Raw genomic sequence first — 22,678 nt, 5'->3', positions numbered from 1 at the left:
TGAAGTCTCTTGACATGGAGTTTCTTGACGCCGAGATACTTTCGGGGTGAGGATGATGTTCCGTACGGAGGCGGCGTCGAACGGGGGCGACGTCTCCGTACGGGACGACGTGTCCGTACGCCGTGAGGAGAGCTGCCATGCCCATCGCCACCACCTGGGACCCCGGCCAGTACCTGCGTCATGCCGGCCATCGCGCCCGCCCCTTCGCCGATCTGCTGGCCCGTGTTCCCGGACTGCCCGGCGACGCACCCCGCATCGCCGACCTGGGCTGCGGACCCGGCAATGTCACCGTCCTGCTCGCGGACCGCTGGCCCTCCGCGCACATCACCGGGTACGACAACTCGCCCGAGATGCTCGACAAGGCGCACACCGACCACGACGGCCCCACCCCGGGCGGCGGCCGCATCGACTTCGCCCACGCCGACGCCCGCACCTGGGCGCCCCCGGAGCCGTACGACCTGATCATCAGCAACGCCACCCTGCAATGGGTACCCGGACACGTCGGTCGTTTCGCCGACTGGGTCGCAGCGCTGAAGCCGGGCGGCACCTTCGCCTTCCAGGTACCCGGCAACTTCGACTCGCCGAGCCACCAGCTGATGCGGGAACTCGCCGGCTCGGCCCGCTGGAAGGACCGCCTCGCAGGCATCCTGCGCCACGACGACGCGGTCCTCACCCCCGAGGCCTATCTGGCGCGCCTCACCGACCTCGGCTGCACCGCCGACGTCTGGGAGACGACGTACCTGCATCTGCTGCAGGGCGAGGACCCGGTGCTGGACTGGGTGAAGGGCACCGGACTGCGGCCGGTCCTGACCGAGCTGGGGGAGGAGGCGGAGGAGTTCCTCACCGGCTACCGGACGGCGCTGCGGGAGGCGTACCCGGCGACCGGGCACGGAACGGTGTTCCCGTTCCGCCGGATCTTCGCCGTCGCCACGAAGGAGGCCTGACCCGTGCTGACCGCCGTCGACCACGTCCAGCTGGCCGCCCCGCCCGGCTCGGAGGACCTGCTGCGGGCGTACTACGTCGACGTTCTCGGCATGACCGAGATCCCGAAGCCGCCGGTACTGGCCGCGCGCGGGGGCTGCTGGTTCCAGGCGGGGTCCGTGCAGCTGCACCTGGGGATCGAGAGCGACTTCCGGCCCGCGAGGAAGGCCCATCCCGGGCTCCGCGTCACCGGTATCACGGCGTATGCGGACCGGCTCGCGGCGCTCGGGGCGCCGGTGACCTGGGACGACAACCTGCCGGGGCACCACCGCTTCTACTCGGAGGACCCGGTGGGGAACCGGCTGGAGTTCCTGGAGCCGGTGGTCACGGCCGCTTGAGGGCGTCCAGGGATTCCTGGCACGTGTACCCACGGTAGCGGCCGCAACCGACAAAGGTCATCACATCGGGTGATCGCGTCGGCCGCGCCTCAGTTCTTGCGATGACCTATCAGCCGCGGCTTCGGCTCGAGACCGTCCAGTCCGTGCCACGCCAGGTTCACCAGATGCGCCGCCACCTCGGCCTTCTTCGGCCGGCGTACGTCCAGCCACCACTGGCCGGTCAGTGCCACCATGCCGACCAGCGCCTGCGCGTAGAGAGGAGCCAGCTTGGGGTCGAAGCCGCGGCTCTTGAACTCGCGGCCCAGGATGTCCTCCACCTGCGTGGCGATGTCCGAGATGAGCGAGGCGAAGGTTCCCGTCGACTGCGGGATGGGGGAGTCACGGACCAGGATCCGGAAACCGTCCGTGTACTCCTCGATGTAGTCCAGGAGCGCGAAGGCCGCCTGTTCGCACAGCTCCCGGGGGTGCCCGGCGGTGAGCGAACCGGTCACCATGTCCAGCAGGCGCCGCATCTCGCGGTCCACCACCACCGCGTACAGCCCCTCCTTGCCACCGAAGTGCTCGTACACCACCGGCTTGGAGACCCCGGCCTTCGCCGCGATCTCCTCCACCGACGTGCCCTCGAACCCTTTGGCGGCGAACAGCGTGCGACCGATCTCCAGCAGCTGCTGGCGGCGCTCCGCACCGGTCATCCGCGTACGACGGGTGCGCCGCGGCTTTTCATTGCTGGGGGTGCTGGAGGAATCGGTCGCCACCCGTCAATCATGCCGCGTCAGCGGTGACCTTCCGGCGCCGGGAGTCGTCCCCGTCGGTGCTGCGGCGGGAATCGATACGCGAGCGTGATGGCCAGCGCACGTCGTACGCCCAGCCGAGCTGCTCGAACCAGCGGATGATCCGCGCCGAGGAGTCGAGCTGGCCGCGCTCCACCCCGTGCCGCGCCGACGTGGGGTCCGCGTGGTGCAGGTTGTGCCAGGACTCGCCGCAGGACAGGATCGCCAGCCACCACACGTTGCCGGAGCGGTCGCGCGACTTGAACGGGCGCTTGCCCACGGCGTGACAGATCGAGTTGATCGACCAGGTCACGTGGTGCAGCAGCGCCACCCGGACGAGTGAGCCCCAGAAGAACGCGGTGAAGGCACCCCACCAGGACATCGTGACCAGCCCGCCGATCAGCGGCGGCAGCGCCAGGGACAGCCCGGTCCACAGCACGAACTGGCGGGAGACCGCCCGCAGCGCCGGGTCCTTGATCAGATCCGGTGCGTACTTCTCCTGCGACGTCTGCTCCTCGTCGAACAGCCAGCCGATGTGCGCCCACCACAGGCCCTTCATCAGAGCCGGAAGCGTCTCACCGTAGCGCCACGGAGAGTGCGGGTCGCCCTCCGCGTCCGAGAACTGGTGGTGCTTGCGATGGTCGGCCACCCAGCGCACGAGGGGGCCCTCCACGGCCATCGAACCCGCGATCGCCAGCGCGATCTTCAAGGGTCGCTTCGCCTTGAAGGAACTGTGGGTGAAGTGGCGGTGGAAACCGATCGTGATGCCGTGGCAGCCCAGGTAGTAGAAGAAGACCAGCAGGGCCATGTCGAGCCAGCTCACGCCCCAGCCCCAGGCCAGCGGCACCGCCGCGACGAGCGCAAGGAACGGGACGATGATGAACAACAGCAGCGCGATCTGCTCGATCGAGCCCTTCTGCTCGCCGCCCAGGGTGCCGGAGGGCACCGCAGTGTCGTCGTTCGCCTTCGGGGCGTCTTCCATCACATCGGAGCTTGCGGTCATGGGGCGTCCCCTGTGGGGTCGAGGGTTGAGGCAGGTGCCCGGATACGGTCTCAGGGTTCCCCCGCGATCCGGCGGGACACCCCTACGGTTCCGTAACCTACGGCGTCGTAAGTATGGCAGTGCGTTGCCCGGCGGCAAGAGCCCATGAGCCTGCGCGTCCGTCCGGACACCTATCCTTGAAGACGGTCGGACAGCGCGGTCCGCTCTGTTTTCTTCCCGGATGCCCGGTCCGTATGCGGCACCCGCCGCGCGGCACTCGTCCGGGTCCCCTGCCAGACGACCCCACCCGTCGCCCACCACCGCCCTTCCAGGGAGTCGCTGACGCGACGCACCTCCTGATTACCGCAAGGAGCCGCACCTGTGAGCAGTGCCGACGACCAGACCACGACGACCAACAGCGAGCTGCGCGCCGATATCCGCCGACTGGGCGATCTGCTCGGCGAGACCCTCGTCCGACAGGAGGGACCCGAGCTCCTGGAGCTGGTCGAGCGGGTCCGCCGGCTGACCCGAGAGGACGGGGAGGCAGCCGCGGAACTGCTGCGTGGCACCGAACTGGACACCGCCGCCAAGTTGGTGCGCGCCTTCTCCACCTACTTCCACCTGGCCAACGTCACCGAGCAGGTGCACCGCGGCCGCGAACTGCGCGCGCACCGCGCCGCCGAGGGCGGACTCCTCGCCCGTACGGCCGACCGCCTCAAGGACGCCGACCCGGACCACCTGCGCGAGACCGTCACGAACCTCAACGTGCGCCCGGTGTTCACGGCGCACCCGACCGAGGCCGCGCGCCGCTCCGTCCTCAACAAGCTCCGGCGCATCGCCGCGCTCCTGGAGACCCCCGTCATCGAGGCCGACCGCCGCCGCCACGACACACGCCTGGCCGAGAACATCGACCTCGTCTGGCAGACCGACGAGCTGCGTGTGGTGCGCCCCGAACCCGCCGACGAGGCCCGCAACGCCATCTACTACCTCGACGAGTTGCACGCCGGCGCCGTCGGCGACGTCCTGGAGGACCTCAGCGCCGAACTGGAGCGCGCCGGCGTCAAGCTGCCCGACGAGACCCGCCCCCTCACCTTCGGCACCTGGATCGGCGGCGACCGCGACGGCAACCCCAACGTGACCCCCGAGGTCACCTGGGAGGTGCTGATCCTCCAGCACGAGCACGGCATCAACGACGCGCTGGAGATGATCGACGAACTGCGCGGCCTGCTGTCGCAGTCCATTCGCTACACCGGCGCCACCGAGGACCTGCTGGAGTCCCTGCGCGCCGACCTCGAGCTGCTGCCCGAGATCAGCCCCCGCTACAAGCGCCTCAACGCCGAGGAGCCCTACCGGCTCAAGGCCACCTGCATCCGCCAGAAGCTCGTCAACACCAAGCGGCGCCTGGCCAGGAGCACCCAGCACGAGCCGGGACGCGACTACCTCGGCACCGCCGAACTGCTGCACGACCTCAGAATCATCCAGACCTCGCTGCGCGCCCACCGCGGCAGCCTGTTCGCCGACGGCCGGCTCACCCGCACCATCCGCACCCTCGCCGCCTTCGGCCTCCAACTGGCCACCATGGACGTCCGCGAGCACGCCGACGCCCACCACCACGCCCTCGGTCAGCTCTTCGACCGGCTCGGCGAGGAGTCCTGGCGCTACGACGACATGCCGCGCGAGTACCGGCACAAGCTCCTCGCCAAGGAACTGCGCTCCCGCCGGCCGCTCGCCCCCACCCCCGCCCCGCTGGACACGGCCGGCACCAAGACGCTCGGCGTGTTCGAGACCGTCAAGCGGGCCCTGAAGGTCTTCGGACCCGAGGTCATCGAGTCCTACATCATCTCCATGTGCCAGGGCGCCGACGACGTGTTCGCCGCCGCCGTGCTCGCCCGCGAGGCCGGCCTGATCGACCTGCACGCCGGCTGGGCCAAGATCGGCATCGTCCCGCTGCTGGAGACGACGGACGAGCTGAAGGCCGCCGACACGATCCTCGAGGACATGCTCTCCGACCCCTCCTACCGGAGGCTCGTCGCCCTGCGCGGTGACGTGCAGGAGGTCATGCTCGGTTACAGCGACTCCTCCAAGTTCGGCGGCATCACCACCTCCCAGTGGGAGATCCACCGCGCCCAGCGCCGCCTGCGCGACGTCGCCCACCGCTACGGCGTACGGCTCAGGCTCTTCCACGGCCGCGGCGGCACCGTCGGCCGCGGCGGCGGCCCCACCCACGACGCGATCCTCGCGCAGCCCTGGGGCACGCTCGAAGGCGAGATCAAGGTCACCGAGCAGGGCGAGGTCATCTCCGACAAGTACCTGATCCCGTCCCTGGCCCGCGAGAACCTCGAACTGACCGTCGCCGCCACCCTGCAGGCCTCCGCCCTGCACACCGCGCCCCGCCAGTCCGTCGAGGCCCTCGCCCGCTGGGACGCGGCCATGGACGTCGTCTCCGACGCCGCCCACGCCGCCTACCGCAGGCTCGTCGAGGACCCCGACCTGCCCGCGTACTTCTTCGCCTCCACCCCCGTCGACCAGCTCGCCGACCTCCACCTCGGCTCCCGGCCCTCACGGCGCCCGGACTCCGGTGCCGGACTCGACGGACTGCGCGCCATCCCCTGGGTCTTCGGATGGACCCAGTCCCGGCAGATCGTGCCCGGCTGGTTCGGCGTCGGCTCCGGCCTCAAGGCACTGCGCGAGGCCGGCCTGGACACCGTGCTCGAAGAGATGCACGAACAGTGGCACTTCTTCGGCAACTTCATCTCCAACGTCGAGATGACCCTCGCCAAGACCGACCTGCGGATCGCCCGCCACTACGTCGACACCCTCGTCCCCGACGAGCTCAAGCACGTGTTCACCACGATCGAGGCCGAACACGAGCTGACGGTCCGTGAGGTGCTGCGCATCACCGGGGAACAGGAACTGCTGGACTCCCAGCCGGTCCTGCGGCAGACGTTCGCCATCCGCGACGCCTACCTGGACCCGATCTCCTACCTCCAGGTCGCCCTGCTCAAGCGGCAGCGCGACGCGGCCGCCGCGGACACGGAACCCGACCCGCTGCTGTCCCGGGCGCTGCTGCTGACCGTGAACGGCGTCGCGGCCGGCCTGCGCAACACCGGCTGAGGACCTCGCGAAGACGGCAGTGCCCCGGGACCCGCACGGGCCCGGGGCACTGCCCTGTCGTACGCCGGCCGCAGCCGGCCCTCCTGTGGCGGCACACGGCGACGGGCTACGCGCGGAGGCGGGGGGCCCTTGAGGCGGGCCGCCAGCACCCTCACAGCACCAGGAAAGCAGCCGTCAGCAGAGCGATCCCCGCACCCGCCAGCACCCACGCCGGCCGCGCCCGCCGCAGTCCGCCCGCCACCACCACCGCGGCCAGCAACAGCGCCCCGCCCAGCGGCACCCACGCGTAGAGAATCCCGGCCGGCCCCGAGCGCACGACATCGTCCGAATCCGGCTTCACGACCACCGTGTACGTCGTCCCCCGCCGCACCGCGACCGTCTTCTGGAGCACCACGCTCCTGCGGGGCCTCGCCCCGGCCGACAACGGCGTGAACGGACCGGTGCACGTCTTCGCGCCGCACCGGGTCACCTCGATCGTGCCCTGCTCGCGCCCCTTGGTCAGCATCACGTACTGCGCGGTTCCCCAGGAACCCCAGACGCCGGCGATCACGATCAGCGCGGCGACCGTACCCATCGCCGCGAGCCGCCCGAACCGCAGCACCGCGACCGCACCCTGAGAGGACGAGACGGCAGAAGGCATGCCGGCGATCCTTGGCCATGGCTTGCCGCCCGGTCAACTCCAGCCGGGCCGCACAGGCGACAAGTCCCGAGTTGTACACACGTATCGACGCCCCCGGGACCCCGCCCACGCACTCAGGAGTTGTACGTGCCCTGCGCCCGCTCCAGCCCCTCGATCACCAGACACTCCACCGCGTCCGCCGCACGGTCCACGAAGTAGTCCAGCTCCTTGCGCTCCGCCGACGAGAAGTCCTTCAGCACGAAATCCGCCACCTGCATACGCCCCGGAGGACGCCCGATGCCGAACCGCACCCGGTGATAGTCCGCACCCATCGCCTTCGTGACCGACTTCAGCCCGTTGTGGCCGTTGTCGCCCCCGCCCAGCTTCAGCCGCAGAGTGCCGTAATCGATGTCCAGCTCGTCGTGCACGGCCACCACGTTCCCCACCGGCACCTTGTAGAAGTCCCGCAAGGCGTTCACCGGACCACCCGACAGGTTCATGAAAGACATCGGCTTCGCGAGGATCACCCGACGGTTCGCCGGCCCCGGAGGACCGATCCGCCCCTCCACGACCTGCGCCTGCGCCTTTCCCGCACGCTTGAACTTCCCCCCGATCCGCCCGGCCAGCAGATCGGCCACCATGAAACCGACGTTGTGCCGGTTCATCGCGTACTCGGGTCCCGGATTGCCCAGGCCGACGATCAGCCAGGGAGCGCCTGCGGCGGTGGTCACGTCCATGTCTCCTTGATACGCGCCAGCCGCCGTCCCTCGCGGGAACAGCGGCTGACGAAACGACGACAGTGAGGATCAGGCCTCGGCGGGGGCCTCTCCGCCCTCGGCGGCCTCCTCGCCCTCCGGAGCCTCCTCCACCTGCGCGGCCAGGACCTGCAGAACCACAGCGTCCTCGTCGACCGCCAGGGTCACACCCGACGGCAGAGCGATGTCCTTGGCCTGGACCGAGGCACCGGCCTCGAGACCCTCGACCGAGACGGTGACCGCCTCGGGGATGTGCGTGGCCTCGGCCTCGACCGGCAGCGCGGCCAGCACGTGCTCCAGCAGGTTGCCACCCGGGGCCAGCTCGCCCTCGGTCTGGACCGGGATCTCGACCGTGACCTTCTCGCCGCGCTTGACCAGCAGCAGGTCCACGTGCTCCAGGAAGCCCTTCAGCGGGTCACGCTGCACGGCCTTCGGAATCGCCAGCTCGCTCTTCTTGCCGTCGATGTTCAGCGAGATCAGGACGTTCGGCGTACGCAGCGCGAGCAGCAGCTCGTGACCCGGCAGGGTCAGGTGCAGCGGGTCGGAACCGTGCCCGTACAGGACACCCGGAACCTTGCTGTCACGACGGATACGACGCGCGGCACCCTTGCCGAACTCGGTGCGCGTCTCAGCGGCGATCTTCACCTCGGACATGATCACTCCTCGTAGAAACCAGAAACGGACGGGGTCACCCGGCCACGAACGGCCTGCTACGAAGAGCGCGTCGATTACGGACCGCCGTACCCATGAGTACGGCCTCCCTCGCCGAGCAACTGCAGCAGTCTACTCGGAGCGGGAGGCCGCACCCAAAACGATCTCTACCTCAGCAGCATCACTGCTCGTCGAACAGGCTCGTCACCGAACCGTCCTCGAACACCTCACGCACCGCGCTCGCGATCGTCGGCGCGATCGACAGCACCGTGATCTTGTCCAACTGCAGCTCACCCGGCGTCGGCAGCGTGTTCGTCAGGACGAACTCACTCACCTTCGAATTCTTCAGCCGGTCCGCCGCCGGACCCGACAGCACACCGTGCGTCGCCGTCACGATCACATCCTCCGCGCCGTGCGCGAACAGCGCGTCCGCGGCCGCACAGATCGTGCCGGCCGTGTCGATCATGTCGTCGACCAGGACACAGATACGGCCCTTCACATCACCGACGACCTCGTGCACCGTCACCTGGTTCGCGACGTCCTTGTCACGCCGCTTGTGCACGATCGCCAGCGGCGCACCCAGACGGTCGCACCAGCGGTCCGCCACCCGCACCCGGCCCGCGTCCGGAGACACGACCGTCAGCTTGTCCCGGTCCACCTTCTGACCCACGTAGTCCGCCAGCAGCGGCAGCGCGAACAGGTGGTCCACCGGACCGTCGAAGAAGCCCTGGATCTGATCCGTGTGCAGGTCGATCGTCAGAATGCGATCCGCACCCGCCGTCTTCATCAGGTCGGCGATCAGACGCGCCGAAATCGGTTCACGCCCCCGGTGCTTCTTGTCCTGCCGCGCGTAACCGTAGAACGGCACAATCACCGTGATGGAACGCGCCGACGCACGCTTCAGCGCGTCGATCATGATCAGCTGCTCCATGATCCACTTGTTGATCGGAGCCGTGTGGCTCTGGATCAGGAAGCAGTCGGCACCACGCGCCGACTCCTGGTAACGCACATAGATCTCACCGTTGGCGAAGTCGAAGGCCTTCGTCGGGACGACCCCGACACCCAGCTGGTGGGCGACCTCCTCGGCAAGCTCGGGGTGGGCGCGGCCGGAGAAGAACATCATTTTCTTCTGGCCGGTCGTCTTGATCCCGGTCACAGCACTGTCTCCTCAGAGGTGTTCTCAGCTCGGTACCAAGAGGGCGCCACAGCCCGTTGGGGCTCCCAAACGGACGGCCGTCTCGGCTGGTGGGGGTGCGGTGTGCATTTATCACGGTACGCCGTGTCAGACGTACCTGTTTCCGGTCAGGCCTGGCCCTCCGGCTCCCGGGACACCGCCTCGGCCGCCTTCGCAGCCGCGCTCCCCGGACGCTTACGAGCCACCCAACCCTCGATATTCCGCTGCTGACCACGGGCCACGGCCAGCGAACCGGGCGGCACATCCTTCGTGATCACAGAGCCGGCGGCCGTATAGGCACCGTCCCCGATCGTGACAGGCGCCACAAACATGTTGTCCGAACCAGTACGGCAATGAGAGCCCACCGTCGTGTGGTGCTTGTCCTTGCCGTCATAGTTCACGAACACGCTCGCCGCCCCGATGTTCGTGTACTCACCGATCGTCGCGTCACCCACATACGACAGATGCGGCACCTTCGTACCCTCACCGATCGAGGCGTTCTTCGTCTCCACATACGTACCGACCTTCGACTTCAGGCCGAGCCGCGTACCAGGACGGAGATAGGCGTACGGGCCCACAGAGGCCTGCGGCCCCACGGACGCCCCGTTGGACACGGTGTTGTCCACGCGCGCCCCCGCACCCACCACGGTGTCCATCAGCCGCGAATTGGGCCCCACCTCGGCACCCTCACCGATGTGCGTCGAACCCAGCAGCTGCGTCCCCGGCTGCACCACCGCGTCCTGTTCGAACGTCACCGTCACATCGACCCAGGTCGTCGCCGGATCGACGATCGTCACACCCGCCAGCATCGCGTCGACGAGCAGCCGGTCGTTGAGCAGCCGACGCGCCTCCGCCAGCTGCACACGGTTGTTGATACCCGCGATCTCACGGTGATCGGCGGCCACACAGGCCCCCACCCGGTGCCCGGCCTCACGCAGGATCCCGAGGACGTCGGTCAGGTACTCCTCACCCTGGCTGTTGTCCGTCCTGACCTTCCCGAGCGCCTCGGTGAGCAGCTGCCCGTCGAAGGCGAAGACCCCCGAGTTGATCTCCTTGATCGCCCGTACGGACTCGCTCGCGTCCTTGTGCTCCACGATCGCGGTGACGGCGCCGGTCCCGCCGTCGCGGACGATACGGCCGTAACCGGTGGCGTCGGGCACCTCCGCGGTCAGCACGGTGACCGCGTTGCCGTCCCCCTCGTGCGTGCCGGCGAGCTGCTGGAGCGTTTCGCCGGTGAGCAGCGGCGTGTCGCCGCACACCACCACGACGGTCCCGTCGACGGACCCGCCCAGCTCCTCCAGGGCCATCCGGACGGCGTGCCCCGTCCCGTTCTGCTCGGCCTGGACCGCGGTCCTCACATCCGGGTCGATCCCGGTGACATGTGCGGAGACCTGCTCGCGGGCGTGGCCCACGACGACGACGAGGTGCTCGGGCTTCAGCTCGCGCGCGGCGGCGAGCACATGCCCGACAAGGGAGCGGCCGCAGATGCCGTGCAGAACCTTGGGTGTGGCCGACTTCATACGGGTGCCCTCACCCGCTGCGAGAACAACGACGGCGGCCGGGCGGTTGGCGCTCACGGGGATGCCCTTCGGCTTCAGGGGGCTGGGGTGGACATCCGCAGGATACCGGGGTGTTCATGGGGGGACATGAGAGCGGGCCCTGACGGTGCTGTCAGGGCCCGAACTTGGGTCTTGTGCGCTGCGGCTCCCCTGCCAGGACTCGAACCTGGAACAAATCATCCAAAGTGACCCGTGTTGCCGATTACACCACAGGGGATGGCGTAGCGAGCTAAAGCGGACATTTTGTTAGTCCGCTGACGTCGCGGCACCTACTATGCCGCACCACCAGCCCTCGATGCGACGGTACAACTCGGCTGCTTGGAGAACGCGAATGACAAGACAGCCGTGATAGTCGTCTCCTGTGTTCTTGCGGACGGTCTTCGGGTTGTGCTTCTTGAGGGTCGTCCTCTGGAGGTCGGACACATCGATGCCGACGAGGTCGGCCCAGTGTCGCTCTGCGGCGGCCACGTCGGCGGTTTCGTGGATCATGACGCGGAACCGCAGTCGGTCGCGCGTCACGTCGAGCAGGTCGAGCAGGTCGAGCCATGCCAGGTAGACCTGGATCACCGAAGGGTCGCTATTGACGAAGACGACGGCTTCCCGGCGCTGGTACGGCTTGCTCTTCTGCCCCTCGGCCCAGTAGAGGGCCACGCCTGCCATGAACAGGTCCCGGCTCGACATCTCTCCGATCTCTCGCGTGGCGGTCGTCTTGGTTTGCTGTCGCTTCTCGTCTCGTACCGCCGATTCATGTTCCCAGCGCTTGCGTGCCGCGAGCTTCGCCTGCTCCGTCGGGTCGCGACGTTCCGGCCTTGGAAGATCCCGCACCCACAGCGAGACCGAGCTCTTTGAGCACCCCAGCTCCGCCTCGATCCGGTCGTATGTCCAGCCCTGGAGCCTCAGCTCCCGTGCCCTCTCCCGCAGGTCGTCCTTGGCTCGCGGGCGCTTGGTCCACTCCGGTGGCGGCTCCCCCTTCACCAGCTGGTTGAGGATGTCGTTGTTGTAGATCTTCAGTTCGTCACGGATCCGCCGAAGGCTGAGCCCGGCGCGCCGTAGCGCCACCGCCTGTTCCCTCAGTCGCTCGAAGTCCGCGTACTTGCTGCTTCATGCATGTGCCATGGGCATACCGTCCGGGCGGAATGTGGACGTCCGGGGTCGAACGGTGCGCGATTCAGCAGTTCGAGGGATTGCGGTCGGTTTCGCTCCTGTTCGATTACGCAGTGTGGTGTGATTCAGCCGTCGAAACTCGCCGGAAAACCCGGGCCTTGCGCCCGTAGGCTGGGAGCCATGACCACGACGGGGGAAGTCGACACCGGGGCCGACACCGGGCCGTGGTGGTGGGCGCGGTGGCGTAGTGCCATGCTCGATGTCTCGCTCGCGGCGGTGTCCGCCGTGGAGTGTGCGGTGGAGGGGATCCAGTTCTCGCGGGACGCCGGGCTGCCGGTCCCTGTCGGCATGGTGTTCGGTCTGTTTGCCGGGGTCACGCTGCTGTTGCGGCGGAAGTGGCCGATCGCCGTGGTGCTGGTCTCGATCGCGATCACGCCGGCTCAGATGGGGTTCCTGCTGGGGCTCGTGGGGCTGTACACGCTGGCCGCGTCCGAGTTGCCCCGGCGGATCATCGGGGCGCTCGCGGGGATGTCGTTCGCCGGGATGTTCATCGTGACGTATGTGCGGGCGCATCAGGGGATGGTGCGGGGGGATCTGGCGATCGCCGGCGGGTTCATTCCGTTCCTGTCGGTGACGACGGCGCTCGGTATGACGGCTCCTCCGGTGCTGCTGGGTCTGTATGTGGGTGCCCGGCGGCGGTTGATGGAGAGCTTGCGGGAGCGGGCGGACTCGTTGGAGCGGGAGCTGATGCTGCTCGCGGAGCGGGCGGAGGAGCGGGCCGAGTGGGCGCGGAACGAGGAGCGGACGCGGATCGCGCGGGAGATGCATGACGTCGTCGCTCATCGGGTGAGTCTGATGGTGGTGCATGCGGCGGCTCTGCAGGCGGTGGCGCGGAAGGATCCGGAGAAGGCCGTCAGGAACGCCGCGCTGGTGGGTGACATGGGCCGGCAGGCGCTGACGGAGTTGCGCGAGATGCTCGGTGTGCTGCGCAGCGGTGAGGGGTCGGTGGGCCGGCAGGCGCGGGCGGTGGTGCCGTCGGCTTCGGTGGGTGCGGTGGTTGCGGCTGCTGTGTCGCGGGCTGTGGACGAGGGTTCGGACGGTCCGAGGCTGGCCGAGCTCGAGGAGTTGATCGGGCAGTCGGCGGCGGCGGGGATGGTGGTCCATCTGTCGGTCGAGGGCGCGGTGCGTTCGTATGCGCGTGAGGTGGAGCAGACGGCGTATCGCGTGGTGCAGGAGGCGCTGACGAACGTGCACAAGCATGCGGCGGGTGCGAAGACGCATGTGCGGCTTGCGCATCGTTCGGCGGAGATCGCGATGCAGGTGGAGAACGAGCCGCCGCCGGAGCCGGGTTCGGCGGAGGCGGCCCGGTTGCCGAGTGGCGGCAATGGCCTGGTGGGGATGAAGGAGCGGGTCAGCGCGCTGGGTGGGGTGTTTGTTTCGGGGCCGACGGATGCGGGTGGGTTCCGGGTGTCGGCGGTGATTCCGGCCCAGGTGGCGTGAGGCGGGGCCGCGCCGTGCTGTCGCGGGGCGGGTTGTGGCTCTCGGGTGTGCCCGGTGTGGTCAGCCGGCGGTGAGCCGTACGGGTTCGATTCCGGCCAGGAGTGTGGTGAGGCCGTGGTCGATGTCGGGGCCGAGGTACCAGTCGCCGGTGTGGTCGAGGGCGTAGACGCGGCCTTCGGTGTCTATGGCGAGCAGGGTGCGGCTGTCGGTTTCCTCGCCGAGGGGGCAGACCTCGGTGTCAAGGGCGCGGCCGAGGTCGCCGAGGGTGCGGGCCATGTGGAGGCCGTGCAGGGGGTCCAGGTGGAGGGCGGCGGGGGCGAGGCCGCGGCCGGGGCCCTGTGCGGTGATGTGCAGGGCGCCGAATTCCGCCCAGGCCTCGACGGCTGCGGGGAAGACCGCGTGGCGGTGGCCTGCGGGGGATTCGTGGCTGCGGAGGGTGTCGGCCCAGATCTCGGCTTGCTTTATGTCCCAGCGGCCCGGTTGCCAGCCGGCGGCGCGGAGTGCGGCGTCGACGGGGACGGGGAAGCGTGTGGTCGAGGTGCGGTCGGTGTGCATCTGCCCTTCGTTCGTCGTGTGCCGTGGTCGGCGCGGGTGGTGGTGCGGTCGCGGTGGGGGCTGTGGGGTCAGTCCTGTGCGGTGGGGTCGACGATGCGTACGCCGAAGTGGTCGCTGAGTGCGGTGCAGGCGTGGCAGGGGGTGGCGAAGCTGCCGTGGAGGGGGTCGCCGTCCTCGCGGATGCGGCGGGTGGTGAGCTTGGCCTGTTTGAGGGCTTTGCGGGCTTCGCCGTTGGTCATGGGTTTGCGGGCGGCGCGTTTGCTGCGGGCGGCGTCGGCGGCGGCGATGTGCCGGGAGATGAGGATCGCTTCGGCGCAGCGTCCGGTGAAGCGGTCGCGCTGGCCGCTCGTGAGGGTATCGAGGAAGTCCTGTACGAGTGGGTGCAGGATCGGTGGCTGGTCGCCGCGTCCGGCGGTGCCGGTGAGGGTGGTGCCGCGGACGGAGAGGGCGGCGGCGACGGTGGGGAGTATGCCGTCGCGGCGGTGGCGGAGGGTGGGGGCGGGGGTGGCCTCGGTGGCGCTCCAGCCGATGCGTGGGTCTCCCGAAGTGCCTGTTTGTGTCGCTGTCATGATCGTCTTCCCCTCCCTTGCATCCCCCCTGGGTGGACACAGACTGCCAAATGCCCTCGCTGATGCGGAAGCTGGGGCGCTGCGACACGCCAGGGTTTGGTCGTAGCGTCACGGCGGGGTGACGGCTGGTCACGGGGTGGCCGGGGGTCGGTGGGTGGCGGACCTGAGGCCGGTGACCTGTGTCGTCGTAGCGCTTAGGCTGTCGACATCCGCGATCCACAGGGCCGTAGAGGCCGGACAGAGCGCCGCAGGGGGCAATCGTCATGACGACAGGTCGGCTCGGGCTGGGAGTACCACCCGGCGGCCAGGCCGGGGGACAGGTCGCGCCGCCGAACGCGGCTTATGCCGGGCAGGTGGTGCACTTTCCGGATCCGGTGAGGGCTGCTCGTCACCCGGGAGGGGTGCGTGTCGATGAGCACGGCTACCCGGACTTCTCGCCGTACGCACGTGCGGCCGCGGAGATCGCCGAGCCTCCGGAGGGGTTCGGTGTGGATGAGTTGCGGCTGACGGATTTCGTGTCCGCGAACGCGGCGCTGGCGGTGTCGGGGCACGATCTGTGGGACTCGATTCCGGCGGTGGCGACGCCGCACGGCTGGACGTGGCATCACGTTCGGGGGTCGCGGCGCCTGGAGTTGGTCCCGGTCGAGGTGAAGGCGCTGTTGCGGCATCACGGCGGGATCGCGACGGCGAACGTCGATCAGAACAAGCGTGGTACGCGGCCGTTGCAGGAGACGCGTCCGGCGCACCTGGGGTTGCCGAGGTCGTCGGTCGCTGTGTCGGAGCAGCAGGTGCAGGGCGTCGAGGAGGACTTGGGGTACCGGCTGCCGGGTGCCTACCGTTCGTTCCTCAAGGCGGCGGGTGGTTGTGCGCCGGTGGGTGTGGCGTTCGATCCGGAGCTGGGTCTGCTGCTGGATCAGCCGTTCTTCACGGTGCGTGATGAGGCGGCGGTCAACGACCTTGTGTATGTGAACAAGTGTCTGCGTGATCATCTGACGAAGGATTACCTGGCCGTCGGTTTTGTGCAGGGCGGTCTGCTTGCCGTGAAGGTGAGGGGCGACCGGATCGGTTCGGTCTGGTTCTGTGCGTACGACGACGCGCGTGATGTGGATGCGTCGTGGCCTCCGGCGGACCGTGTGCAGCGGTTGTTGCTGCCGTGCGGTGACGATTTCGATCAGTTCCTGTCGCGGTTGGTGGGCAGTCCGCCGGAGCTGGAGACGGTGGCGAATCTGATGGTGGACGGCGGTTTCGCGCGTGCGGTGCCGGTGTCTCCGGCGTCTTCGGTGGGGGAGTGAGTCGAGCCGATGGTGACGTTCGCGCAGGCGCAGGAGCGCGCTGAAGAGTGGATCAACGGTGATGTGCCGTCGTACCAGCATCGTGAGGTGCGGGTACGGGAGTTCGAGCTCGGCTTCGTGGTGTGGGCGGAGGACCGCGCCGAGGGGCCTCGGTCGGACGGGGGCGCGCAGCGGCTGGTGATCGCCCGCGACAGCGGTGAGGCCACGTTGTGGCCGGCCTTGCCGGTGGGTGAGGTGATCCGCAGGTACGAGGAGGAGTACGGGGCGCGGGACGCGGTGCCGCAGCCGTCGCCGGCGCGTGCTGCGCGGGTGGATCTGAACCAGACGTCGTTCCTGTTGAGTCCGCCGGAGTGGCTCCAGGAGGCGGCGGACAGGATGGGCATCCCGGATCGCCGCCGTGGTGACGGGGCCTCGTCCGGGGCGTCCGAGGGTGCGGGTGCCGGGGTGCGTCCGGCGGCAGCCGCCACCCCGGCGGAGCCGGTGTCCTCGGGTTCGGCGTGGCCTGCGGCCGGGGGCGGGAACGCGGCGCAGGGTGCGCCGGCGGGGGCGACGCCGTGGACGGGGACGGACACCAACGCCGAGGCGGGCGAGGACCGTTCGGTTCCGCTGCCGGCGACGGTGTTCGCGCCACAGTTGAGCGATGCCGACGCAGATACGCCGCCGGTGTCCGCGCCGGACGCGCAGACCGCGCTGATCAAGGGCGGCAGCCGGCTGCCCCGCACGACGGTGGCTCCGGTGGTGGACGAGCCGGAAGCGGGGGTTCCGGGCGCTCCGCAGGGGCCGGGTGCTCCGGCTCCGGCGGGGCCTTCGTACGGCTATCCGCAGGGTCCCGGTGGTGTGCCGGGTGAGACTTCGCCGGTCGGGCCGCAGGGGCCGGGTGCTCCTGGTACGCCGCCGCCTCCCGGTGCTCCTTCGTACGGCTATCCACAGGGTCCTGCGGGCGGTCCCGGTGCGCCTGTTCCCGGTGCGCCCCGTCCGCCGCAGCCCCCGGCCGGTGCGGCCGGGCCCGGCCCGCGGCTCGCGCCGAACGCCGAGGACATCGCCGACGCCGCGACCAGCAAGGCGGCGCCTCCGCGGGCCGCGCGCGCCGGTGGTGCGCCCCTGCCCCCGCTGCCGGGTGTGCCGGGCACGCCGGGGGCGCGACCGGGCGCCGCACCTCCGCCTCCGCCGCCGGGTGCCGCGCAGGGCGGCTACGTGCCCACACAACTCGTCTCGCAGCTCGGCCCGGACGGCACGGCGACGCCGGGTACACCTCAGTCCGGTGGGGCTCAGGCTCCGAGAGCGCCCGGCGCTCCGGGTGCCCCGCACCAGCCGGGGCCTCCTCAGCCGCAGCCGCCGGGTGCTCCGCATCAGCCGGGTGGTACGCCTCCCGGCGGTGTGCATCACGCCGCCACGGTGTTTGCCGGGCCGCCTGCGGCCGGTCCGGGCGGGCCGGGTGCTCCGCAGCCGCCGGGGCCTCCTGGCGCGCCCGGTACGCCCCCCGGTGCCCCGGGTGTTCCCGCGACGCCCGGTGTTCCGGGTGCGCCGAGCGCCCCGGGTGTTCCCGCGACGCCCGGTGCTCCGGGTGCGCCGAGCGCCCCGGCTGCCCCCGCCGCTCCGGGTGCTCCCGGTGCCGTGCATCACGCCGAGACCATGATGGCCGGGACGCCCGGTACGCCTCCGCCGCCGCCCCCGGGGGTGCCGGGTGTGCCGCCCGTCGCTCCCCACGGGGTTCCGGGGCAGCCGCTGCCCGGGCAGCAGCCGTCGTACGGGTATCCGCCTCCCGGGCAGCCGACGGTCGGCCCCGGCTACCAGGCCGTGTTGCGCTACCGCGCGCAGGACGGTTCCGAGCAGCAGGTGATCCGGCGTTCGGCGCCGGGCACCCCGCACCCTGAGTGGCAGATCTTCCACGAGCTGCGGGCGATGAACGTGCCGCCGGACCAGGTGCTGGAGCTGCACACGGAGCTGGAGTCGTGCGAGCTGCCGGGTGCGTACTGCTCCCGGATGATCCGGGAGAACTGGCCGCAGGCCCGGATCACCAGCATCGCCCCGTACGGCACCGACCATGCCTCGCGTCAGCAGGGCATGCAGCAACTGCTCGCGCATCAGGGCGAGTTGCATCAGGTGGCGGACGGTCCGGCGCGCCCGGGTCCGGTGCGCGCGCCGCTGCCCCCGTTGCAGCCGACGCCGCCGATCCCGCCGGAGGGCATCGCGCAGGAGCTGGCCGGTGCGTTCGGTCCCGGGATCTTCAGGTTCGACCAGGCCGCGGTCTCCCGGCAGGGTGTGCCGCCGATCGTTGCGCACACCCTGGTGGTGGCCGGACTGCCGTTCGACATGGGCCCGTTCTTCTGGGCGCAGGCCCAGCCGGGCCGTCCGGTGCCCACGCTGGCGGAGCTGGCGCAGGAGCGCGGAGTGCAGCCCGCCCAGGACGCGGGCTCGTATCTGGTGATGGGCAGTGACTTCGGCAAGGCGATCTGTGTGCAGTACGGCACGGCGAACATCGTCGCGGTGCCCGTGGAAGCGGGTGTCGGCGGTGTTTCGGTGCCGCCGCAGTTCGTGAACAGCGGGCTGCCGGAGTTCGCGCGCTGTCTGGCGCTGCTGGGCCGGATGTGGCGGCTTCGGTTCGGGCTCAACCAGGAGCAGGCGGGCCGCTGGACGGTCGACTTCCAGGCGCAGCTCGCCTCGCTGGACCCGGCGGCGCTCGGTTCGCCGGAGAGCTGGTGGTCGGTGCTGCTGGAGCAGATGTGGGACGGATTGCTGTGACCCGTTCCTGACGCAACGCCATGGGGCTGGGCCCGGTCGCACGAGCGATCGGGCCCAGCCCCTTTTTCAGGTGCTCTTCGGCGTTATCCGTTGCTTGCATGAGGAGTGTCGCGTTATGAACACTTCTGCCTGATCCATCAAGATGTGCGCACATGATCGACCGGTGTGGGTCAGGCGGAGAGGGGATCCATGAGCAGCACATCGGGGTCGCCGCGCGGTTTCTTGCCCGTGCGGCGCGGCTACCGTCCCGATCAGGTCGACGCGTACGCCGCGGCCCTCGCGCAGGACCGCGACGCCGCCTGGGAGCGAGCCGCCCGGCTCACCGTGCTGGCCAAGGAGATGGAGGGCGATCTGGAGCGGCTGCGCGAGACGGTGGCGCAACTGGGCCCCCAGACGTACGAGGCCCTCGGCGACCGGGCCCGGCAGCTGTTCGGCATGGCGCAGGAGCAGGCCGCCACGCTCAGGGAGGAGACGCGGCAGGAGACGCAGGCCCTGGTCGACGCGGCGGAGGACGCCGCCCGGCAGTTGCGGGAGACCGCGCAGGCGAGCGCGGACGCGGTGCGCGCCGAGGCCGAGGAGCGGATCCGCACCCGGCTGCTGGCCGCCCGGGCCGAGGCCGACGATGTACGGATCGCGGCGCGGCGCGAGGTGAAGGAGGGGCGCGGAGAGGCGCTGGCCGCGCTGCGCGAGGTACGGCAGCGCACCGAGACGCTCCTCACCGAGCAGGAGCGGGAGCACGCCGAACGCCTGGAGGGCGAGGAGCGTGCAGCGGAGGTGCGGGCCGCCGCGGTCGAGGCGTCGGAGGCGGAGCGGGTGGCACGCGCGGAGGCTTCCCTGTCGGAGGCGAAGCGGGCGCTGGCCGAGACCGAGGAGGCGACCAGGCACCTCCAGCGGGACGCCCAGACACGCGCCGCCGAGCTGATCGCCGATGCGCGTCTGACGGAGGAGCGCATCGCCAGGGAGACGGAGCGGGTGCTGCGGGAGCACGCCGAGCAATGGGACTGTGTGCAGGCCCAGATGGACCATGTGCGCAACAGCCTCGCCATGCTGATGGGCCGGGCCGCCGCGGAGTAGGCGGCCCCGGCCGTCCGCGGCGCCCCTTCGTCAGCCGCTTCGTCGCACCGCGCCCGCGAGGATCCATCCCTCCACCGCCTCGTACTGCCGGCGCTGTTCTGCGGCCTGGCGCCGGCCGGAGGCGATCGTGCCGAGCCAGCCGAAGGCGAAGCCCAGCGGGACGGAGACGAGACCGGTGGTGGTGAACGGGAACCAGTTGAAGTCCGCCTCCGGGAAGGCCGCGCCGGGGGTGCCGGAGACCAGGTTGGTGCCGGTCATCAGGACGAGTGTGGCCACCGTGCCGCCGATCAGCGTCCACAGCAGGCCGGTTCGGGTGTAGCGGCGCCAGAAGAGCGTGTACACGAGCGCCGGCGCGATCGCGGACGCCCCGATGCAGAACGACAGCGTCACCAGCGGCTGAAGGCTGAGATGCTGGACGAGGGTGGCGAGCAGGATCGCCACGGCGCCCACCGCCAGCGCCGACAGCCGTGCCACCGTCATCTCACGACGCGGTGCCAGGTCCCGTACGTGGGACGCGAACACGTCGTGGGCGAGGGAGTTGGCGCAGGCGAGGATCATTCCGGCCACGGACGCCAGCAGGGTGAGGAAGATCGCCGTCGTCACCGCGGTGAACAGCAGCGTCGCGGCGGCCGACAGGTCCGGCCCGAACGCCGCCCGGGATCCCAGCAGATAGGCCGTGCGGCCCTGCGGATCGGCGGCCGCGATGGTCTCCCGCCCGATCAGGGCGGTCGCGCCGAACCCGACGACCGCGATGACGGGGACGAACAGGGTCACCGACGGCACCGCCCAGGACAGCGAGCGGCGCACCTGCCGGGCGCTGTTGGCCGTGTACATGCGCATGGTGATGTGCGGCAGGCAGGCGCCGCCGAGCACCACCGTCAGCTCGGAGGTGATCATGTCGAGCCGGGGGGCCGGGCCGCTCGCGAACTCCAGGCCCGAGTGCAGGAAGGCGTTCCCGGCGCCGCTGTTCTGCGCGGCGGCCTGGAGCAGCGCGCCGGGGTCCCAGCCGAAGCGGTACAGGATGAGCGCGGCGACGGCCCCGCCGGAGCCGAGCAGCATCACGATCTTCAGGATCTGGATGAGGGCGGTGCCCTTCATGCCGCCGATCGCGGCATAGCTGATCATCAGGGTGCCGAGACCGATGATGCAGCCCGTCTTCAGGGAGTCGCCGGCGAAACCGAGGATGAAGGCCAGCAGGTCACCGGCCCCGGCGAGTTGGACGAGCATCAAAGGCAGCAGCGCGGCGATGGTCACGATGCACGCGGTCATGCGGACCGCACGCCCGGGCATGCGCCGTGCGAGGGCGTCGCCCATGGTGAACCGGCCGGCGTTGCGCAGGGGTTCGGCGAGCAGGAACATCAGCAGCATCAGCGACAGGACCGTGCTCAGTGCGAGGACGACACCGTCGTACCCGGTGAGCGCGATGATCCCGCTGGTGCTGAGCACGGTGGCGGCGGAGATGTAGTCCCCGGCGATGGCGAGGCCGTTGCTCATCGGGGACAGGGAGCCGTAGCCGGTGTAGAACGCGTCGAGGTCGTCGCGGTCGGGTCCGGTCATCACGCACAGCAGGAGTGTGATGGTGGCGACGGAGGTGAACGCCACGAGCGACATGGTCTGCGCCGAACTGCTGAACCCGGTGAGCCCGCCGACCGCGCTCGCCGCGGTCATCGCGCGGCCTCCCGCCTGGCGTCGAGCGCGGACTGTCTGCGGATGCGGTCGGCGATCGGGTCGACGGTGCGGCGCGCCGTGTACTCGTACACGGCGATCGCGAGACAGGTGACGGGGACCTGGAGCAGGCCCAGCAGCAGACCCATGGTGAGGCCGCCGGAGACCGGCCTCGCCATGAAGGACGGTGCGAACGCCGAAAGCACCAGGAAGAGCGTGAAGTAGCCCGGCGCGGTGAGCGTGGCCACGCGCCGCAGCCGGCGGTAGGCGCTGCGCAGAACGCGCAGATCGCTGTGGCGCCCGACCGGCTGGTGGCGTGGCATCCGCCTCCGGCCCGGCCCGTCGGGCGGCGGCTGCCAGGGATAGGTCGGGTACGGCGGCGACGAGTGGTGCGGTGAAGAGGAGTTCGGCGGTATGTGCTCGGGCGACGAGTGCGACGACAGAAATGCTTCGGGCATCCCGTATCTCCTTGCCGGCTCGGGTCCGTGGCGGCGGACCGCAGGGAGCGGGGGGTGGCGACGCACGCTACTCGTGGCGTTCCGGGGCGTGTGGGCTTTTCACCAAACTGAGCGGTCGGTATGCGCTTACTTCACCGACCTGTGTCGTTACCCGCGTTTACTTCAAGCTTGAACGTCTCGCCGGTCCGCGCGGCCGGCTCCCGGCGCCTACGGCGACGCCTGAAGCACCTTGCGGCACCGCCCGGCAGCGCGATCGTGCGGCACGCACGGGAGTTGGCCGCCGGGCGGGCGTGGTGACGGCATGGCCTGCCGCGCGGCGTGCCCCCGCTCGGGAGCCGGGCGGCTCTCGTTCACTCGCCCGGAGCGTTCCGCACGGGCCTGAAGCGCCTGCGGTACCGCCGGGCAGCGCGATCGACGGGCCTGAAGCGCCTTGCGGCACCGCCCGGCAGCGCGATCGTGCGGCACGTACGGGAGTTGGCTGTCGGGCGGGCGTGGTGACGGCATGGCCTGCCGCCCGGCGCACGCCGGCTCGGGGCCCGGGCGGCCCTCGGTCACTCGCCCGGAGCGTTCCGCACGGGCCTGAAGCGCCTGCGGTACCGCCAGGCAGCGCGATCGACGGGCCTGAAGCACCTTGCGGCACCGCCCGGCAGCGCGATCGTGCGGCACGTACGGGAGTTGGCCGTCGGGCGGGCGTGGTGACGGCATGGCCTGCCGCCCGGCGCACGCCGGCTCGGGGCCCGGGCGGCCCTCGGTCACTCGCCCGGAGCGTTCCGCAC

General features: G+C 70.3%; 19 protein-coding genes and 1 tRNA gene. 7 read left to right on the top strand and 13 right to left on the bottom strand.

Annotated features, from left to right (window positions below; translation table 11 throughout):
* Positions 1 to 137: 137 nt before the first annotated feature.
* Both ABZ904_RS27030 and ABZ904_RS27025 read left to right on the top strand, forming a co-directional pair.
* Positions 138 to 944 (top strand): trans-aconitate 2-methyltransferase, encoded by an 807-nt coding sequence (locus ABZ904_RS27030; protein WP_359400391.1) that lies wholly within the window; start codon positions 138 to 140, stop codon positions 942 to 944.
* A gap of 3 nt (positions 945 to 947) precedes the next feature.
* Positions 948 to 1,319: a glyoxalase gene (locus ABZ904_RS27025; protein WP_359400388.1), complete on the top strand. Its 372-nt coding sequence runs from the start codon at positions 948 to 950 to the stop codon at positions 1,317 to 1,319.
* An 89-nt stretch (positions 1,320 to 1,408) separates the two neighbouring features.
* Here the strand turns inward: ABZ904_RS27025 and ABZ904_RS27020 are convergent, their stop codons facing one another.
* Positions 1,409 to 2,074 carry a TetR/AcrR family transcriptional regulator gene (locus ABZ904_RS27020; protein ID WP_359400385.1) on the bottom strand — a complete coding sequence of 222 codons (666 nt, stop codon included), beginning with the start codon at positions 2,072 to 2,074 and terminating at the stop codon, positions 1,409 to 1,411.
* Between the two features lie 7 nt (positions 2,075 to 2,081).
* Positions 2,082 to 3,092, bottom strand: a complete 1,011-nt coding sequence (locus ABZ904_RS27015; RefSeq protein WP_361825940.1) for a fatty acid desaturase — start codon at positions 3,090 to 3,092, stop codon at positions 2,082 to 2,084.
* Between the two features lie 360 nt (positions 3,093 to 3,452).
* Between ABZ904_RS27015 and ppc the strand changes: the two genes are divergently transcribed.
* The gene (gene ppc, locus ABZ904_RS27010) at positions 3,453 to 6,185 is read left to right on the top strand and encodes a phosphoenolpyruvate carboxylase (protein WP_360997924.1); all 2,733 of its coding nucleotides are present in this window, start codon (positions 3,453 to 3,455) and stop codon (positions 6,183 to 6,185) included.
* A 151-nt stretch (positions 6,186 to 6,336) separates the two neighbouring features.
* Here ppc and ABZ904_RS27005 read toward each other — a convergent pair whose 3' ends face one another.
* From ABZ904_RS27005 to ABZ904_RS26975, 7 genes are all read right to left on the bottom strand, one after another.
* Positions 6,337 to 6,825, bottom strand: coding sequence for a hypothetical protein (locus ABZ904_RS27005; RefSeq protein ID WP_360997922.1), 489 nt, complete (start codon positions 6,823 to 6,825; stop codon positions 6,337 to 6,339).
* A 113-nt stretch (positions 6,826 to 6,938) separates the two neighbouring features.
* Positions 6,939 to 7,541, bottom strand: coding sequence for an aminoacyl-tRNA hydrolase (gene pth / locus ABZ904_RS27000; RefSeq protein ID WP_360997920.1), 603 nt, complete (start codon positions 7,539 to 7,541; stop codon positions 6,939 to 6,941).
* A gap of 69 nt (positions 7,542 to 7,610) precedes the next feature.
* Positions 7,611 to 8,213: a 50S ribosomal protein L25/general stress protein Ctc gene (locus ABZ904_RS26995; RefSeq protein ID WP_359400370.1), complete on the bottom strand. Its 603-nt coding sequence runs from the start codon at positions 8,211 to 8,213 to the stop codon at positions 7,611 to 7,613.
* A gap of 178 nt (positions 8,214 to 8,391) precedes the next feature.
* On the bottom strand, positions 8,392 to 9,366 hold the full coding sequence (locus ABZ904_RS26990) for a ribose-phosphate diphosphokinase (protein ID WP_359400367.1): 975 nt from the start codon (positions 9,364 to 9,366) through the stop codon (positions 8,392 to 8,394).
* 146 nt (positions 9,367 to 9,512) lie between these two features.
* On the bottom strand, positions 9,513 to 10,961 hold the full coding sequence (gene glmU, locus ABZ904_RS26985) for a bifunctional UDP-N-acetylglucosamine diphosphorylase/glucosamine-1-phosphate N-acetyltransferase GlmU (protein ID WP_359400364.1): 1,449 nt from the start codon (positions 10,959 to 10,961) through the stop codon (positions 9,513 to 9,515).
* Between the two features lie 127 nt (positions 10,962 to 11,088).
* Positions 11,089 to 11,160, bottom strand: a tRNA-Gln gene (locus tag ABZ904_RS26980).
* 29 nt (positions 11,161 to 11,189) lie between these two features.
* Complete coding sequence (locus ABZ904_RS26975; protein WP_359400436.1) at positions 11,190 to 12,017, bottom strand: hypothetical protein; 828 nt, start codon at positions 12,015 to 12,017, stop codon at positions 11,190 to 11,192.
* Between the two features lie 210 nt (positions 12,018 to 12,227).
* Between ABZ904_RS26975 and ABZ904_RS26970 the strand changes: the two genes are divergently transcribed.
* Complete coding sequence (locus tag ABZ904_RS26970; protein WP_359400361.1) at positions 12,228 to 13,547, top strand: histidine kinase; 1,320 nt, start codon at positions 12,228 to 12,230, stop codon at positions 13,545 to 13,547.
* 60 nt (positions 13,548 to 13,607) lie between these two features.
* On the opposite strand, the gene ABZ904_RS26965 is transcribed toward ABZ904_RS26970, so the two are convergent.
* Both ABZ904_RS26965 and ABZ904_RS26960 read right to left on the bottom strand, forming a co-directional pair.
* The gene (locus tag ABZ904_RS26965) at positions 13,608 to 14,102 is read right to left on the bottom strand and encodes an SUKH-3 domain-containing protein (protein WP_359400358.1); all 495 of its coding nucleotides are present in this window, start codon (positions 14,100 to 14,102) and stop codon (positions 13,608 to 13,610) included.
* Positions 14,103 to 14,170: 68 nt separating this feature from the next.
* Positions 14,171 to 14,671 (bottom strand): YwqJ-related putative deaminase, encoded by a 501-nt coding sequence (locus ABZ904_RS26960; RefSeq protein WP_359400355.1) that lies wholly within the window; start codon positions 14,669 to 14,671, stop codon positions 14,171 to 14,173.
* Positions 14,672 to 14,934: 263 nt separating this feature from the next.
* Between ABZ904_RS26960 and ABZ904_RS26955 the strand changes: the two genes are divergently transcribed.
* The 3 genes from ABZ904_RS26955 to ABZ904_RS26945 all read left to right on the top strand — a co-directional run bounded on the left by ABZ904_RS26955 (position 14,935) and on the right by ABZ904_RS26945 (position 19,779).
* Complete coding sequence (locus ABZ904_RS26955) at positions 14,935 to 15,963, top strand: SMI1/KNR4 family protein (protein ID WP_360997916.1); 1,029 nt, start codon at positions 14,935 to 14,937, stop codon at positions 15,961 to 15,963.
* Positions 15,964 to 15,972: 9 nt separating this feature from the next.
* Complete coding sequence (locus ABZ904_RS26950) at positions 15,973 to 18,705, top strand: SUKH-4 family immunity protein (RefSeq protein ID WP_360997914.1); 2,733 nt, start codon at positions 15,973 to 15,975, stop codon at positions 18,703 to 18,705.
* Between the two features lie 189 nt (positions 18,706 to 18,894).
* Positions 18,895 to 19,779, top strand: coding sequence for a cellulose-binding protein (locus tag ABZ904_RS26945; RefSeq protein ID WP_360997912.1), 885 nt, complete (start codon positions 18,895 to 18,897; stop codon positions 19,777 to 19,779).
* Positions 19,780 to 19,809: 30 nt separating this feature from the next.
* Here ABZ904_RS26945 and ABZ904_RS26940 read toward each other — a convergent pair whose 3' ends face one another.
* Together ABZ904_RS26940 and ABZ904_RS26935 are read right to left on the bottom strand one after the other, a co-directional pair.
* On the bottom strand, positions 19,810 to 21,447 hold the full coding sequence (locus ABZ904_RS26940; RefSeq protein ID WP_360997910.1) for a cation acetate symporter: 1,638 nt from the start codon (positions 21,445 to 21,447) through the stop codon (positions 19,810 to 19,812).
* Positions 21,444 to 21,902, bottom strand: coding sequence for a DUF485 domain-containing protein (locus ABZ904_RS26935; RefSeq protein ID WP_360997908.1), 459 nt, complete (start codon positions 21,900 to 21,902; stop codon positions 21,444 to 21,446). Before ABZ904_RS26935 ends, ABZ904_RS26940 begins: the two co-directional genes overlap by 4 nt.
* Positions 21,903 to 22,678 lie beyond the last annotated feature (776 nt).

It is taken from the genome of Streptomyces sp. NPDC046900 (genome assembly GCF_040644975.1).
Taxonomy (GTDB): Bacteria; Actinomycetota; Actinomycetes; order Streptomycetales; family Streptomycetaceae; genus Streptomyces.
Note: the sequence above shows the minus strand (reverse complement) of the source record. Positions and strands in the feature narration are given on the sequence as shown.

What these genes read in the sequence shown, in the direction of transcription:
- ABZ904_RS26965 (WP_359400358.1), bottom strand. Translation starts at nt 14,102, where the DNA reads ATGCACACCGACCGCACCTCGACCACACGCTTCCCCGTCCCCGTCGAC.
- ABZ904_RS27005 (WP_360997922.1), bottom strand. Translation starts at nt 6,825, where the DNA reads ATGCCTTCTGCCGTCTCGTCCTCTCAGGGTGCGGTCGCGGTGCTGCGG.
- ABZ904_RS26950 (WP_360997914.1), top strand. Translation starts at nt 15,973, where the DNA reads ATGGTGACGTTCGCGCAGGCGCAGGAGCGCGCTGAAGAGTGGATCAAC.
- ABZ904_RS26945 (WP_360997912.1), top strand. Translation starts at nt 18,895, where the DNA reads ATGAGCAGCACATCGGGGTCGCCGCGCGGTTTCTTGCCCGTGCGGCGC.
- ABZ904_RS26935 (WP_360997908.1), bottom strand. Translation starts at nt 21,902, where the DNA reads ATGCCCGAAGCATTTCTGTCGTCGCACTCGTCGCCCGAGCACATACCG.
- ABZ904_RS26955 (WP_360997916.1), top strand. Translation starts at nt 14,935, where the DNA reads ATGACGACAGGTCGGCTCGGGCTGGGAGTACCACCCGGCGGCCAGGCC.
- ABZ904_RS27030 (WP_359400391.1), top strand. Translation starts at nt 138, where the DNA reads ATGCCCATCGCCACCACCTGGGACCCCGGCCAGTACCTGCGTCATGCC.
- ABZ904_RS26940 (WP_360997910.1), bottom strand. Translation starts at nt 21,447, where the DNA reads ATGACCGCGGCGAGCGCGGTCGGCGGGCTCACCGGGTTCAGCAGTTCG.
- ABZ904_RS26995 (WP_359400370.1), bottom strand. Translation starts at nt 8,213, where the DNA reads ATGTCCGAGGTGAAGATCGCCGCTGAGACGCGCACCGAGTTCGGCAAG.
- ABZ904_RS27015 (WP_361825940.1), bottom strand. Translation starts at nt 3,092, where the DNA reads ATGACCGCAAGCTCCGATGTGATGGAAGACGCCCCGAAGGCGAACGAC.
- ABZ904_RS26960 (WP_359400355.1), bottom strand. Translation starts at nt 14,671, where the DNA reads ATGACAGCGACACAAACAGGCACTTCGGGAGACCCACGCATCGGCTGG.
- pth (WP_360997920.1), bottom strand. Translation starts at nt 7,541, where the DNA reads ATGGACGTGACCACCGCCGCAGGCGCTCCCTGGCTGATCGTCGGCCTG.
- ABZ904_RS26970 (WP_359400361.1), top strand. Translation starts at nt 12,228, where the DNA reads ATGACCACGACGGGGGAAGTCGACACCGGGGCCGACACCGGGCCGTGG.